Genomic DNA, 14,986 nt, shown 5'->3' with positions numbered 1-14,986 from the left:
GATGAGTAAAAGCAAACAACAGACTTATTCAACCATCATATCGGCAAATCCGTATAAAGGCGATTATTACATCAGTGCCCTTAATACAATAAGCTGCGCCCCTTCTCCTTCGTTTTCTAAAGAGCAATATGCACTCTCTTTTTTAAATACCAAAGGATTTATCTCTACCCTCATCGGCATCAGTAAAAATATTCCCGAAACAGACATCTATGACGTATTAGAAAATAAAGTATACGAAGAACTTGCGCTGGATATGGCTGTTGAGTACCACATTAAGTATGTTGAAGCAACACACAGAAGTACGGAAGGCGACCGATTCTTTCATGTCTTTGTTGTTGATCCGTTGACGCTCGAGCAAGAGTTTACAAAAGTCGTTGACACGATAAAGTACATCGACCAACTTGTCCCTATTCCGCTTTTACTCAAATCTCTTTATGTAAAAGAGTATATCAATTCTTCAGATGTACACTGCTTTATCTATTTTCAAGAAAATGACGCATTTTTGTGTATCTATAACGAACAAGAGTTTGTTTATGCCAAATCACTTAAGTTTTCACTAAAACAGACACATGAACGTTTCTGTGAACTTTTAGGTGAACAGATCGATCTCTCCTCATTTGAAAGAATGCTCTCGGAAGAGGGACTAAATACGTCAAATCCCGAGTATCAAAAAAATCTCATTAAACTCTTCGGTGAAATTTTCCTCCATATCAGCGATGTCATTACGTATGCCAAAAGAGCCTATGAAATCAAAAAATTTGATGAAATTTATATCGGTACCGGGGCGGGGAAAGTTGTAGGGTTGGATGAATATGCGCAAACATATTTGGGCATTAAAGCGACCCCTTTTGATTTTAATTACGGCTTTAATACCAACGGTGAAAAAGTAGATCAAATACATCAACTTATGCACTTATACGGGCGGCTCGAAACCAATGAACGGTATGAGTGCAACTTTACCATATTTCATCGTCCTCCCCCTTTTGTTCAGCGAGACAGCGGCAAACTCATTCTCGTTGCTGCCAGTTCTTTGGTAGCTGCTATTCTCTATCCCGGTGTATACTGGGGATTATCGTATATAGAAGAATTCCGCCATGCACTTTTGAGCAAAGAATATGAGCAGGTACACAGTGAAAAAACGAATCGTGAATCTCTCATAAATCTTAAATTAGCCAATAAAAGTGCGGCACAAGTATTATTGGATGAGCAAAAAACAGCCTATAAACAAAAGCAAGACACTTTAGTCAAAATACATGACAAAAAAGTAAATTATCCGATGAAGGCCAAAATAATGGCCGACTTTACCCGAAGTTTCAATCAATATCGGGTGCAGCTTCAAACCATCGCATTTTCGGAAGATATTAATGCAAGTAAAACATTCACTTTTGGATTAACATCCTCCAATACCCAGGACATTACAGCTTTGCTCAAGCATTTGACCGATACCAAACAGAACCAATACAATTTTCATCTGGAACTTATCTCCTATAATGAAGAGCAAAAGTCTTACCTTAGTGAACTTAAGGCGGTCATCAAATGAAATTTCAAGTTGAAAACACCCTTTATGCTCTAGACCAATCGTTAGCCACTAAAAGCGACCGCGATAAAATGATGCTGTTTATTATGATTTTTGCTTCTTTAGTTGCTTTTTCTTATTTGCTGCTGTGGGAAAGTTCTGAAGCAAGCTTCAAAGTATCGCATGAAAAAGCACTTGCCGTAGAAAACAATCTCAATGCAGATAAACAGTACCTATCCGCCAATCCGCCCGAAAAAATCACTCAAATCGAACAAGAAACGGTCGAAATCGAACGCCAGCACGGGCTTTATGTCCAATATAACGCCTATATTAAAGAGAAGTTGGAGCAAATTTCTTCGTTGTATTATGACGAAAAAGTTTGGGGGGCTTACCTCGACTCCGTTTCCCGATATGCACGTAATTATAAAGTTAAATTAACCAAATTCGGCAATATGCTTCAAACCGATAACAGCTCATTCGGACATGTATTGGATATTTCCATTTCATCTGAGGGACCTTATAAAAATACCTTGAAGTTTATTAACGCACTGGAGCAAAGCTATCTGGTCGTTGATTTGCATACTTTTCAAATAAATGCCGATGAAAAGCTAAAAACTGATCTTAACATCTCAGTATGGGGGATCGTAAAACAATGAAAAAATATTTGTTTATAGGGTTTTTAAGCATATTCTCCCTCCATGCTTCCGTAATAGTAGAGTCACCGCCCGTGAGTGTTGTTCCTCAGCCGAATGATGATAAGGAAGTAGCATGGGTCAATGAGCAGGTACTTGCTATTTTACCTGCCCGCATCGGTATAGCGGAAGGATTTATAAATTCGCTGCGTGATCCGATGAAAATGAAAAAAACTACGCCTATCATACTGCCCGGTTCAAAACTACTTGCACCTCCAAAGCTAGGAAGTATACTCCAACCTCCAGTCGTTGAAGAACCGTTACGACTCCTGGCTATAATGAATAAATCTGTCCTGATAAACGGAAAATGGTATAAGAGCGGGGATAGTGTACGCAATTTTACCCTCGCCGAAATCAAAACAAATTCTGTTTTATTAACGGGGAAAAAAGATAAGAAGCTCGTCTTGTTTTTAACAAAACAAAATAACAATATTAAAATCATCACACAATAGGAAAGTATCATGACATCTGCTATTAAACACCATGCACGAACGTTTATATTATCCGTTGCCACGGCTGCCCTTCTATCACCTGCCCTGCAGGCAGATTGTACCTATGAGCTTTTCAATATTTCTTCCGCAAAAGGGACAAGTGTCGGCGATTTTATCGACCAACTCAGCGATGAATGCGGAATGAGTGTTATCGTCGCTGATTCTGAAGCAGAAAAAATACTTTCAAAACAAATGAATAAAACATTTTTAAAAAATTTAACGATTAATGAAGTTCTTGATCTGATTATCAAAGAAAACAATCTCCAATATACGTTGCAAAACAACGTTCTTAAAATATCTTATCTTACGACTAAAACATACAACATCGACTACATTATTTCTCAACGAATCGGGACGGGAAGCGCCAATATCACACTCAGTTCAAATACGACCACATCCACGTCGTCCGGTTCCGGTAGCGCAAGCGGTTCCGGTAGTGCAAGCGGTTCCGGTAGTGCAAGCGGTTCCGGTGGAAAAGCTTCTTCCGAATCAGGAATAAAAATTACCTCCAGCGATGAAGTTCAGTTCTGGGAAACATTGGACAAAGAGCTAGAAAGTGTCCTTAACCGACCGGAAGATACCTATAAAGCCACGATTCCGATGATCAATAAAAATGCCGGTTTGATTACCGTAACCGCCACTAATTCTCAAATGAAACGGCTGGATACTTATCTTGATGATCTGCAAAAGAAAATGCAGACGCAAGTACTGATCGATGTTAAAATGTACAGTGTTATTTTTTCGGACGCTTCATCAACCGGTATTGATTGGTCACAACTCTACGCTTTACAAAATATTGATTTAACCTTTGATTATGTAAATTCAAAAGATGTCGGTAAATTTACTTCAACAAATTTAAATACAGGCACTTCATTCGACGAATACGGAACGGATTCTGTAGGTCGGACAGGTGCAAGTGTTTTCAGATTAGGTGCAAAAGGCAGCTTAAATGAAGTTATTAAATTTCTCAAAACTCAGGGAGATGTTTACTCCATATCGAACCCTAAAATCTTAACGCTCAACAATCAACCGGCTCTTATTACGGCCGGAACGGAACTTTTTTATAAAACCAAAAGCTCAACTTCGACGACCGCCGCATCCACAACCACGTCCGAGAATGAAATCGTCAGCTCCGTTTTTTCCGGTGTTCTTCTGGATATCACCCCTGAAATTTCTAAAGACGGAAGCATTACCCTTAGAATTAACCCTTCTATTTCCGAAACAGCCAGTGTCATCAATTCAAGCAATGAACAGCGTTCGATGCCGCCCGATTTAAGCCGCCGACAAATGTCATCCGTTATCAGCGTACAAGACGGAAGCCGGGTTATTCTGGGTGGGCTTATCAATACCAAAAACGTAAATGATACCAATAAAGTTCCTCTGTTGGGGGATATCCCCGTTTTGGGCTACCTTTTTAAAAAAGAAGGGCTAAATAAAAAAACAGAAGAAATTGTCATTATTATCGAACCGCATATCATTAAAAAAGAGCAGAATTCTCTCAGTTTGGGAGATTTAGGCTATACACATATCGGAAAACAAATCGAAGAAGATACAAAGCCTGAAAGCAAGTAACGGATGGAGAATTCGCTTTTCTCAAAACCGAGGGATCTGTTTTTAGACGTGGTCAACCCTAAAGACTACGTCCAAATCGATAGTGTTTCTCATATGTACCAATCGCTTAAGAATTCGGTGCAGAAACCGCTAAAAATGATCCTTTTGTTCGGCAAACCCGGGACCGGTAAAAGTATGCTCCTGCACAAACTTCACCACGATCTCTCCAAACATCAAAAAGTGTTGATGTTTGACATTCCGATTGTCGATGAAGACGATTTTCTCCGGGTCTTGGCACAAAGAATTTTCGGACACTCACCGCGCGAAGTGATGACCTTAACCCGCTTTTTAGAAATTGCCGAAGCGGTATCGTACTCGGATGTTCCCATCGTCCTCCTGGATGAAGCACAGCTTTACAGTGCCTCATTGATGGAAAAGATCCGTCTTATTTCCGATGCGCGGGCTATCAAATTTGTCATAACCCTTCACAAAACCGACAAAGAGGATGTCATAGCCAAAGAACATTTCCAAACGCGTATTTGGGAAAGTATCGAACTCCAAAACGCAACCTCCGAAGAGCTGAAAGTATACATACAGAAAAAGCTGCTAAAAGCAAACTGTTTTGACGTTGCCAATATGTTCAACGACAAAAACATGAATTTAATCACGTCTCTGACCAAAGGAAACTACAGAGAGACCAATAAATTATTATTTGCCCTCTTTAGCCTCTACTGCTGGTATGAAGAGAACCATCCTACCCTTGTCAAATACAATACGCTCAAACCGAAATGGATCGAAATGGCAGCAATTCATACAGGACTTATCCGTGCTTGATATTCACACATTAGAGCGTCGCTGGCTAAAATATAAAATCAAAAGTTATGCCCCTTATATCATCAGCGCATTGCTCCTTTTGGTACTAAGCATCACTGCTCTTAGCTTGTTGAATGGAAAAGAATCTGAGTCTTTCGTAACCAAGGATCAAAACAGTTCATCAGAAAAAGCACATTCATCTCTAGAAAAAACAGATGATTCGGAATCATCCAATCTTCTTGAGCCCTCTATGGAATTCGTTCAATCCTTTCAACCATCTGAACCTGAAATCTCGGCCCCTGTTGCCGTCGCTCCTAAACAAACACAATTGACTCAGAATTCCATACCGATTCCGAAAGTCCTTAATGTCCCGGACTCCGGCCAGATCCAGGCTATAGCGGTTTCTTCATCGACAAAAAACGATAAACCCGCTTCGCTTAAGTATAATGAGACAAAAATGGATATTGAGAGCGTTATACGCCGTTTCAAAGAGACATCCGATCCTAATCTCGGGTTATTTATAGCCCGTTACTATTATGCTCAGGGTAATTACAACGATGCCTACAATTTTGCTTTAAAAACTAATAATATCAACAATAAAATGGATGAGAGTTGGATCATTTTTTCAAAATCGTTAGTTAAACTAGGCAAAATGGATCAAGCTAAAAAAACGTTGAAACTTTACATCGCTGAATCCAACTCCGACACGGCTCGTTCATTGCTTGATTCCATTGAGCAGGGAACCTTCAAATGAAATGGCTGGTTTTATTACCCCTATTATTGTCCGTATCATTATCGGCGGATACCAAACAAAAACTATTCGACCTTTATCAGCAGGGCAACTATCTAAAAGCCTGTAACCTCGGAGTTCAGGGACTTGCAAACTATCCGGACGATGAAGTTTATATTTCGCTGTATGCTTTTTCATGTCTCAAAGCGGATTTCATCGATCGTTTGGCCGTACCGATCATTAAACTCAATCAGACAAAAGAGGCCCGCAGTAATGCTTCTTATTTTTCGGTAATACTCATGCAGAAAAAACTTCTTATGCAAGCGCTTTATGACAATAAACAAATCAAAAACGTCAAATTTCCGACCAGTTCCTATTTGCTCTCAAGAGTATTCGATTTTTATGTTAAAGACCCGCAGCCGAACCAATTAATTAAAGAGTATAGAGACCCGGCCAATGCCCGATCAAGTTATAAACTCTACACATCGGTCTCAAACGGGCACAAAAGCATAGCGATAGATGAATACTATGATAAAATATTGACACTTCATCATGTATATTAGAAAAGGATAAAGAGGTTATGGACCGCATTACGCATGATTTATTAGAAAAGCGCCATATCTCGCAACAGCAAATTGATCGCCTCACTTCCAGAGGAGTCAAAGATGACACTATTTTGGAAACACTCACCAAGGTAGGTGCCATCTCCCTTAATTTTATCAAACGTTTCGTCGTCGAACAAATCCGCCTTGGGCGATATGAACTCTCCATTATTAAAAACTACCATTTCTTAGACGAAATTTCAATTCTATCTCATTTGGCAGAAGTCATTGAAGTCCCCTTTATCGATCTTGATTCCATAGACATGGATTACCGCCTTGTCGAAAAGATACCGACTCTCCAGCTAAAACGCTACAATGCCCTCCCCATCTCCCAAGATGATATGTATGTCGTCGTCGCATTCGCCGATCCTCTCAATATTGAGGCACAAGAATCCATCCAACGTCTTTTCCCCCGAAAATCGCTTAAAATAGCCGTTGCTACCGAAAAACAGATTCAAGCCTATCTGTTTAAAATGGAGCTAAAAGACAGCGTCAAAGAGCTCGTTACCAATATCCGTAACGAGTTGCGTAATATCGGAACCATTGAAGAGCAGCAGGAAGCCTCTTCTATTTTGCAGCTGATTGACGTCATCCTTAAAGCGTGTATCAAAGGACGTGCAAGTGATATACATATCGAACCGACAGAGAGAAACTGTGTGGTTCGCGGACGTATCGACGGGAAATTGGCTGAAATCTTTATTTTTGACCGGGATATTTATCCCCCGCTGGCTTCGCGTATCAAACTTTTGGCAAATCTAGATATTGCAGAACGCCGTAAACCCCAAGACGGCCGCTTCTCGGCAATGGTTATGGATGCCGAATTCGACTTTCGACTTTCTACCCTTCCGATTATTTACGGAGAATCGATCGTCATGCGTATTTTGGATAAAACCAAAGCACTGGTAAAACTCGAAGATTCAGGTATGGACTCAGAAAGTTACCAGAAACTGATTAAAGGATTGCAATCCCCATTCGGAATTATTTTGGTTACCGGTCCGACCGGAAGCGGTAAAACAACCACACTATATGGGGCATTGAACGAACTCCGTAATGTTGAAGACAAAGTTATTACCGTAGAAGACCCGGTTGAATACCGTATGAACCTGATCCAACAGGTGCAAGTCAATCCCAAAGTGGGGCTCTCCTTTGCCGATGCGCTCCGTTCCATCCTACGCCAAGACCCCGATAAAATCATGATCGGGGAGATTCGAGACCATGAAACGCTTGAAATAGCTATCAAAGCAGCCCTTACAGGACACTTGGTTATTTCTACCCTTCACACCAACGATGCCATCAGCGCCATTCCCCGTATGTCGGATATGGGCATAGAACCCTATCTTATCAGTGGCGCCCTCGTTGCGATTCAGGCGCAACGGTTGATACGTCGAATTTGTGTTCATTGTAAAAAAGAGGCCGATATTCCCCAAGCGCTGCTTCAAGACTACAGTTCCCTCATCCCGCCCAACACTGTTTTCTATGAAGGTGCCGGATGCAAAGAGTGCAACGGTTCAGGATATATGGGACGCGAAATGATTTGTGAAGTGCTCCCAATTACGGAAGAGCTTTCCAGTATGATCGCTCGCGGTGCTTCCAAAGACGACCTTTTGAAAGAAGCTAAGCGTGAAGGATTTATTGGGATGTTTGAAAACGGAATGACCAAAGCCGTTCACGGAATAACAACGTTTGATGAAATATTAAGGGTGGCAAAAGGATGAAATACTTTACAGCAACAATCCTTACGAAAGGGAAAAAGGTCGAGCAAGGTTTTTATGCCGAAAGTAAAAAAGAGGCCCATTACTTAGCAAAAATAAAATATTCGGGGATGGTTTTAAAAGTAATCGAATCTTCCCCTCCCCTCGAAGATCAGCTACGACGGTTCAAAGAGTCTCTTTTTAGCAATATACGAAAAAAGAAACTCAAACAAGACAATTTGATCGCAGCTATTAGACAACTTGCCGTCATGGCCAATGCCGGAATTTCGATCCACGATTCACTAAAAGAGATTGCCGAAGCAACAACCGATAAAACGTTGCAAACGGTATTGGGAACCATGGCGGAGGATATCAATGCCGGGCGAAGTCTCTCTCAATCGGCTCATAATTTTCACTATGAACTCGGCAACCTCTCCTTGGCTATGATTGAACTGGGGGAAAAGACCGGAAATATGGCTGAAGCGCTGCATAAACTTGCAGACATGCTCGAAGAGATCCGACGCAATATCATCAAATTTAAAAAAGCGATGGCCTATCCCCGAAACGTTATGATCGCTATGGCCATCGCATTTACCGTCCTTATCTCGTATGTTGTTCCTCAATTTAAAACAATATTTGAACAGCTCGGAGCCACGCTTCCTATGCCGACAAAAATTCTTCTTTTTTTAGAACATTTGTTTAATACTTATGGATTGTACGTGTTAGCAGCAATTTTTCTTTTCATTGTTGTTTTTCGATATACACTGAATCATAATCGAGAATTCCGATTCAAGTGGCACCAATTTTTGCTCAGAACCTACCTCATCAAAAATATCATCATGTATGCTACGCTAAACCGTTTTACTCTTGTATTTTCAGAATTGGTCCGTGCCGGTATCCCCATTGCAGAAGCGCTCGAAACTTCCATTGCAATGATCGATTCGCTTCCTCTCCAGGAAAAATTATTAACCGTCCGCCAAACCGTAGAGAAAGGGGGTTCTCTCCACAACGGCCTTGCAGAAACCAAACTGTTTGAAAACATGATTATCCAAATGATCTCTGCCGGAGAATCGAGCGGTCAACTCGATGCCATGCTGCAAAAGGTTATGGAGTATTACAAAATGAAGTTTGATGCTATCATTGACGGTCTCTCCGAAGCGATTGAACCGATTATGCTTTTACTGATTGCCTGTATGGTTGTTTTGCTGGCATTAGGAATTTTCTTGCCGATGTGGGAAATGGGGAATGCCGTACAGGGACGACGCTAAGAAGAGGGGCTAAGCCTCCTCGTTTGACCCTTTGGCGACTAACGCGGCATACATTTCGTCTTTGGGAATCAATCCCGCTTCAAATAAAAATTGGGAAGGGACGAAATTCGTTTTTTTGATTTTGTCATACTTCGCATAGCTCAAAAATAATCGGTCTTTTGCCCGAGTTACCGAAACATAAAAGAGCCGGCGCTCTTCTTCGATACTTCCGCTACGGGACATCAGTTTACGGTTCGGGAACCGCCCGTCCATCAAATCAATGACGTATACTTCCTTATATTCCAGCCCTTTGGAAGCATGTATGCTGAGCAAATGCACTCCCTCACCCTGTGTCAGATCCTGAGAACCCAAAACCATCGCGTTTAAAAAACGTTCATGGTCTTTATAAGGGCGTGAAAGTTCAAAAAGCAGTGTACACTTGCGGCGAATTCTCTCTTGGGATTCGCTCTTGGCACGCTCATCGATGGAGCCGTTCTCCGTTGTTGCCCGCCTTGTTGAAAGCATCTCGATCACATGGCCGTACAAGCTTGAGAGGGCAATTTTTTGAACCGCAGCTTTAGGCTCTTTAATGTCCCGTAATTGACGGAAAAGGATAAACAGATCATGCAAAAAAGTGGCCGAATCTTTAGAGAGTTTCGCATGCTTTAAAATCGGATTTCCCATAAAGTTCGGATCCAGCCCGAGCTTTGCAAATCGACCTGCACTGCCGAGTTCCGCATAATCGTCAAACAATCCCAATTGATGATTAAGACGCCGCTTTTCAAACGGATTGGTGATTTCTGAGTCAGGCGAATATAATCCTCGCAAAAAAGAGCCTTTTCCAAGCTTTTGCAAGGCGACAAACAGCTCTTTGGCGATAGCGCTCCCTACCCCTTTGGCATAATCGAACAGATGGATAAAAGCCATCATATCCGATTCATTGACCAGCAACGTATACATATCCAGAAGCGCTTTAATCTCTTTGGAGTCAAAGAAACTGGTCCCTCCGCGGCGACGACACGGTATTCCCATCTCGCGCAGCGTCGCTTCGATCCCGTCTGCCGAAGCGTTGTTTCTAAAAATGACCGCTATCTCTTCTCGCGGTGTAGAGGAATCCCCGATTTTCTGAGCAATGCCGTGATACTGATCGAACAGTTCATCGTAAATGAGCAGAGAGGGGCTTTGTGCCTCTTGGGTACGCGTTACTTCGAGTGCTTTGGGGTAGATCCGCTCATTATAGGCGATGACGGTATTGGCCAACGAGAGGATCGGAACGGTCGAGCGGTAGTTTTTATTAAGGGTATAAACCTTTGCATCGGGAAAATTGGTCGTAAAAGAGCCGATTATCGAAATGTCGGCACCATTGAACGCATAAATACTCTGATCGTAATCCCCGACACAAAACAGCGAAGGGGGGCGCATTGCATTGATCAGCGTTCCCTGAAGGGCGTTGGTATCTTGGTACTCGTCAATCAACACCTCTTTGTATCCCAGATCGCTTTGTTTAGCCAAATCACGCATATGCAGCAATAAATCATTAAAATTGACAAAGCCGTACTCTTTTTTAAGCGCTTCAAATTCATCGATAATATCGGCATAGATAGCGGCATAGACGGCATGTTCATCCTGTCGAGTCAAAATCCACTCTTCAAAATTGGTCTCTAGTTCGGTATTTTGATAAAAAGAGTAAACATCGTAGAGATAATTGGCGCCGTACGCTGAAGTTGCGCAATCGATATGGCTGAACGTCCGTTTTTCATACACACTGCGAAAAAGGGTTTTGAGCTCACGCGGCTGCTTGAGAACCACTTTTCCTTCTTTACGTTTGAGCCATCGGTAGCTTACCGCATGAAATGTCCCCGCATCGATTTTTGAGGCGATCTCCCGACCGAAAAATGCCGCTACCCGCTCTACCATCTCCTGTGCCGCTTTATTGGTAAATGTCAGAAGCAATATCTCTTCGGGTTTCACGTTTTGGGAGATGAGATAGGCTATACGCCCTACAATCGTAGAGGTTTTACCCGTACCTGCGGACGCGATAATAAGATTGTGTCCATAGGGAGCGGTTGCGGCCGTATATTGCTGGTCATTGAGGCGGGAAAGTGGCAAGAGGCTCCTTGAAGCCCCTGTAAAAAGGAGCTAAATTATGCTTTAAATTTTTTGATCGGTTCGGCTAAACCTAAACCGGGATGATTTTTCACATCCAATACCGCTTGCGCCATAGTCGCGTTGTCTTGATTAAAAATAAGCGGAGCTAGGAAGTTAATGCACGATTCATCGAGCGGGTCTTGAATAACTGCGATATTATATACCATGACCTTTGAATCTTCGTTAATGTCGAGTAATACGCGAACAGCTATCGGTAAATTAAACGAATACTCACGCAAAGCATACGGGTTTACCAACGTAAAACTGACCGAACCGTCACAACTTCTAAGCGTTGAAAATAATTCATCAATTTCATTCAACTCGACACACTCAACGCTCTCAAACCCTAATATCGTCGATTTTACTTGATATTGCATTACTATCCTTTTAGACTAATCATTAATAAACACAAAGCAAATTGTGTTCCTCTGAATTTTGGTATAATTCGCGATATTTTTTGTACCCAAGGCCTTGTTATGTCAACTACCCACTACGATCCCAAAAATATTGAAGAGACTTATTATCCCATTTGGGAGAACCGAGGCTATTTTGAAATCGACGGGAATCGATCTATCGCAAAGCCGGATAAACATTTCGCTATCATGATGCCTCCGCCGAACGTCACCGGACGTCTGCACATCGGACACTCCCTCACCTTTACCCTCCAAGACATCATCGTCCGCTACAAACGGATGGACGGATACATGACCCTCTGGCAGCCGGGAACCGACCATGCGGGGATCGCGACCCAAAACGTCGTTGAAAAACAGCTCCTTGCCGAGGGAAAAACCAAAGAGGAACTCGGACGCGAAGCGTTTTTGGAGCGCGTTTGGGCGTGGAAAGAGGAAAGCGGCGGAATCATGGTTGGACAACTCCGCAAACTCGGAGTATCTCCCGCATGGAGCCGTGAACGCTTTACGATGGACGAGGGGCTGAAATCGTCCGTCAAAGAGGCGTTTGTCCATCTCTATAACCAAAACCTGATCGTCCGCGGCAACTACATGGTTAACTGGTGTACCCACGACGGTGCACTCAGCGACATCGAAGTGGAACACGAAGAGCACCAAGGCAACTTCTACCATATGCGCTACCCGTTCAGTGACGGCAGCGGTCATATCGTGGTCGCAACGACCCGTCCGGAAACCTATTTCGGCGATACGGCGATTATGGTTCACCCTGATGATGAGCGCTACCTCCATCTCATCGGCAAAAGCGTCACCCTGCCGCTCATCAACCGCGACATCAAGATCATCGCGGACAGCCACGTTGACCGCGAGTTCGGAACGGGTGTCGTTAAAGTCACCCCGGCACATGACACAAACGACTACGAAGTAGGCAAACGTCACGATCTGGAATTCATCACCGTATTCGATGAAAAAGGGATTTTGAACCACCATGCCGGCGAGTTTGAGGGGTTAGAGCGGCTCGAAGCGCGCGCCGTTATCGTCAAACGTCTCGAAGAGGCGGGATTTATTGAAAAAATCGAAGAGCATACCCATCAAGTAGGACATTGCTACCGCTGTAAAAATATCGTCGAACCCTACATCTCGAAACAGTGGTTCGTCCGCAGCGAAGTGGCACGCGGCTCGATCGATAAAACAAATGCGGGACTGACCCAATTCTTCCCGCCGCACTGGATCAACAGCTATAACGCATGGATGGGCGATCTGCGTGACTGGTGTATCTCCCGCCAACTCTGGTGGGGACACCGTATTCCGGTATTTTACTGCGACGACTGCGGCCATGAATGGGCAAGTCTGGAAGAGCATCCGTCATCATGTCCGCATTGTTCGAGCAAATCGTTTGCCCAAGACCCCGATGTTCTCGACACATGGTTCAGCTCTGCCCTCTGGCCGTTCTCAACGCTGGGATGGGGGAACGGTGACACGGCAGGCGATCAACTCTTCCAAAGTGAAGATATGGCCCGTTTTTATCCGAATACCCTCCTTATCACCGGGTTTGATATCCTCTTCTTCTGGGTTGCCCGTATGATGATGATGGGAGAAAGTTTTACGGGAGAGCTGCCGTTTAACCACATCTACCTCCACGCTTTGGTACGCGATGAGCACGGTCAAAAAATGTCCAAATCCAAAGGGAACGTCATCGATCCTCTCGATATGGTTGAAAAATACAGCGCCGATGCGCTTCGTTTCACGTTAGCCGTCCTTGCCGTGCAGGGGCGTGATATCCGTCTTAGTAACGATCGTCTTGAGCAAAGCCGTAACTTTACGAACAAACTCTTCAATGCTTCCAAATTCCTCCAAATGAATGTCCCGACGTTCAAAGATTTGGCAGATCAAGAGATTACGACACCGCTGGGTCGCTATATGCTCAGCCGTTTCCACCGCGCGACGGCAGAGACGAGAGCGTTCTTGGACGAATACCGCTTTAACGATGCGGCAACGGTCCTTTACCGCTTCTTGTGGAATGAGTTCTGCGACTGGGGTATCGAGCTTGGCAAAGCGTCCAAAGAGAGTGTCAATGAGTTGGGAAGCATCTTTAAAGAGTCGATGAAACTCCTCCATCCGTTTATGCCGTTCATCACCGAGTACCTCTACCATGAGCTCTCAGGAACATCCCTCGAAGAGGGGAACTCCATCATGATTATGGCGTACCCTGACAACACCCAGACGGATGAAGCTATCGAAGCGGAATTTGCGATCATTATGGATGCCATCGTCACGATCCGCCGTGCCAAAACCCTTGTCGATCTCGGAAACCAAAAAATCGACCTCGCCTATCTCAAATGCGGCGGGGATCAAGCAATGATGGATCCGTTTATCTCTCGTCTGGCAAAAGTGGAAACCCTACACTTTACCGAATCAAAAATCGACAATGCCATCAGTGATATCGGTGACGCCGTCGAAGTCTACCTCCCGACCGATGCGATTGATCTCAGCCCGATCATCGAGCGCCTCACCAAACAGCGCGAAAAACTTCAAAAAGAGGCCGATAAACTGCGCGGTATGCTCTCCAATGAACGCTTTGTCGCTAATGCTCCGGAATCCGTCATTGCTGAAAACCGCAACGGACTTGCCGATGCCGAAGATAAAATCGGTAAAATTGATGCCCAACTCAGCTCGTTAGGCAACTAATTTGCAATTTCGGGAACTCTCCGCATCAGAGTTGGTTGAGGGGTTTGCCCTCCTCACAACCCTGCGCACGGAACTCACCTCCGAAGCATTTGATGCGTTCATTACCTCCCAGTATCCCAAAGATTACCGCCCAATCGGCGCCTATCAGCGAGGTGAATTGCAAATTTATGCCGGGGTAAGTATACGGGAAAATTTGGAACTCGGGCGGCATTTGATCGTGGATGATTTTGTCACGTACAACGGATGTGAGCACTTGAGTAATGAAATGATCGATTATCTGTGTGATTATGCCAAAATGCACAAATGCCAAAGTGTTTTAGTCTGGGGAAAACAACGGGGACTCTCATTTACTGATCTGAATGGATTCCGCCCCAAACGGGACGGGTTTATCAAACTCCTATCGTAAAAAA

Annotated in this window: 13 protein-coding genes; 11 read left to right on the top strand and 2 right to left on the bottom strand. The window is 43.6% G+C overall.

Annotated features, from left to right (window positions below):
- The first annotated feature begins 1 nt into the window (after window position 1).
- From SULKU_RS03670 to SULKU_RS03630, 9 genes are read left to right on the top strand one after another with little or no spacing between them, the layout of a single operon-like run.
- A complete protein-coding gene (locus SULKU_RS03670; protein WP_013459586.1) occupies window positions 2–1,540 on the top strand; it encodes a hypothetical protein in 1,539 nt (512 codons plus the stop codon).
- Window positions 1,537–2,172: a hypothetical protein gene (locus tag SULKU_RS03665; RefSeq protein WP_013459585.1), complete on the top strand. Its 636-nt coding sequence runs from the start codon at window positions 1,537–1,539 to the stop codon at window positions 2,170–2,172. Before SULKU_RS03670 ends, SULKU_RS03665 begins: the two co-directional genes overlap by 4 nt.
- Window positions 2,169–2,660, top strand: a complete 492-nt coding sequence (locus SULKU_RS14245; RefSeq protein WP_013459584.1) for a hypothetical protein — start codon at window positions 2,169–2,171, stop codon at window positions 2,658–2,660. Before SULKU_RS03665 ends, SULKU_RS14245 begins: the two co-directional genes overlap by 4 nt.
- 9 nt (window positions 2,661–2,669) lie before the next feature.
- Complete coding sequence (mshL, locus tag SULKU_RS03655) at window positions 2,670–4,271, top strand: pilus (MSHA type) biogenesis protein MshL (protein ID WP_013459583.1); 1,602 nt, start codon at window positions 2,670–2,672, stop codon at window positions 4,269–4,271.
- Between the two features lie 3 nt (window positions 4,272–4,274).
- Entirely contained in the window at window positions 4,275–5,084 is an 810-nt protein-coding gene (locus tag SULKU_RS03650; protein WP_013459582.1) for an ATP-binding protein, read from the top strand.
- Complete coding sequence (locus SULKU_RS03645) at window positions 5,077–5,817, top strand: CDC27 family protein (protein WP_013459581.1); 741 nt, start codon at window positions 5,077–5,079, stop codon at window positions 5,815–5,817. The genes SULKU_RS03650 and SULKU_RS03645 overlap by 8 nt, the downstream gene beginning before the upstream one ends.
- Window positions 5,814–6,356 (top strand): hypothetical protein, encoded by a 543-nt coding sequence (locus SULKU_RS03640; protein ID WP_013459580.1) that lies wholly within the window; start codon window positions 5,814–5,816, stop codon window positions 6,354–6,356. The genes SULKU_RS03645 and SULKU_RS03640 overlap by 4 nt, the downstream gene beginning before the upstream one ends.
- A gap of 17 nt (window positions 6,357–6,373) precedes the next feature.
- On the top strand, window positions 6,374–8,110 hold the full coding sequence (locus tag SULKU_RS03635) for a GspE/PulE family protein (protein WP_013459579.1): 1,737 nt from the start codon (window positions 6,374–6,376) through the stop codon (window positions 8,108–8,110).
- A complete protein-coding gene (locus tag SULKU_RS03630) occupies window positions 8,107–9,354 on the top strand; it encodes a type II secretion system F family protein (RefSeq protein ID WP_013459578.1) in 1,248 nt (415 codons plus the stop codon). Before SULKU_RS03635 ends, SULKU_RS03630 begins: the two co-directional genes overlap by 4 nt.
- A gap of 9 nt (window positions 9,355–9,363) precedes the next feature.
- On the opposite strand, the gene SULKU_RS03625 is transcribed toward SULKU_RS03630, so the two are convergent.
- A complete protein-coding gene (locus tag SULKU_RS03625; protein ID WP_013459577.1) occupies window positions 9,364–11,442 on the bottom strand; it encodes an ATP-dependent helicase in 2,079 nt (692 codons plus the stop codon).
- 35 nt (window positions 11,443–11,477) lie between these two features.
- Window positions 11,478–11,858: a flagellar assembly protein FliW gene (fliW, locus tag SULKU_RS03620; protein ID WP_013459576.1), complete on the bottom strand. Its 381-nt coding sequence runs from the start codon at window positions 11,856–11,858 to the stop codon at window positions 11,478–11,480.
- Between the two features lie 99 nt (window positions 11,859–11,957).
- On the opposite strand from fliW, the gene SULKU_RS03615 reads away from it, so the two are divergent.
- On the top strand, window positions 11,958–14,576 hold the full coding sequence (locus tag SULKU_RS03615) for a valine--tRNA ligase (protein ID WP_013459575.1): 2,619 nt from the start codon (window positions 11,958–11,960) through the stop codon (window positions 14,574–14,576).
- Window position 14,577: 1 nt separating this feature from the next.
- The gene (locus SULKU_RS03610; protein ID WP_013459574.1) at window positions 14,578–14,982 is read left to right on the top strand and encodes a hypothetical protein; all 405 of its coding nucleotides are present in this window, start codon (window positions 14,578–14,580) and stop codon (window positions 14,980–14,982) included.
- The last annotated feature ends 4 nt before the right edge of the window (window positions 14,983–14,986 follow it).

Origin of the sequence: Sulfuricurvum kujiense DSM 16994, assembly GCF_000183725.1 — a bacterium.
Lineage (GTDB): Bacteria > Campylobacterota > Campylobacteria > Campylobacterales > Sulfurimonadaceae > Sulfuricurvum > Sulfuricurvum kujiense.
The sequence above is the reverse complement of the archived record's forward strand: the minus strand, read 5'-3'. Positions and strand labels throughout refer to the sequence as shown.

What these genes read in the sequence shown, in the direction of transcription:
- SULKU_RS03670 (WP_013459586.1), top strand. Translation starts at nt 2, where the DNA reads ATGAGTAAAAGCAAACAACAGACTTATTCAACCATCATATCGGCAAAT.
- SULKU_RS03665 (WP_013459585.1), top strand. Translation starts at nt 1,537, where the DNA reads ATGAAATTTCAAGTTGAAAACACCCTTTATGCTCTAGACCAATCGTTA.
- SULKU_RS14245 (WP_013459584.1), top strand. Translation starts at nt 2,169, where the DNA reads ATGAAAAAATATTTGTTTATAGGGTTTTTAAGCATATTCTCCCTCCAT.
- mshL (WP_013459583.1), top strand. Translation starts at nt 2,670, where the DNA reads ATGACATCTGCTATTAAACACCATGCACGAACGTTTATATTATCCGTT.
- SULKU_RS03650 (WP_013459582.1), top strand. Translation starts at nt 4,275, where the DNA reads ATGGAGAATTCGCTTTTCTCAAAACCGAGGGATCTGTTTTTAGACGTG.
- SULKU_RS03640 (WP_013459580.1), top strand. Translation starts at nt 5,814, where the DNA reads ATGAAATGGCTGGTTTTATTACCCCTATTATTGTCCGTATCATTATCG.
- SULKU_RS03635 (WP_013459579.1), top strand. Translation starts at nt 6,374, where the DNA reads ATGGACCGCATTACGCATGATTTATTAGAAAAGCGCCATATCTCGCAA.
- SULKU_RS03630 (WP_013459578.1), top strand. Translation starts at nt 8,107, where the DNA reads ATGAAATACTTTACAGCAACAATCCTTACGAAAGGGAAAAAGGTCGAG.
- fliW (WP_013459576.1), bottom strand. Translation starts at nt 11,858, where the DNA reads ATGCAATATCAAGTAAAATCGACGATATTAGGGTTTGAGAGCGTTGAG.
- SULKU_RS03615 (WP_013459575.1), top strand. Translation starts at nt 11,958, where the DNA reads ATGTCAACTACCCACTACGATCCCAAAAATATTGAAGAGACTTATTAT.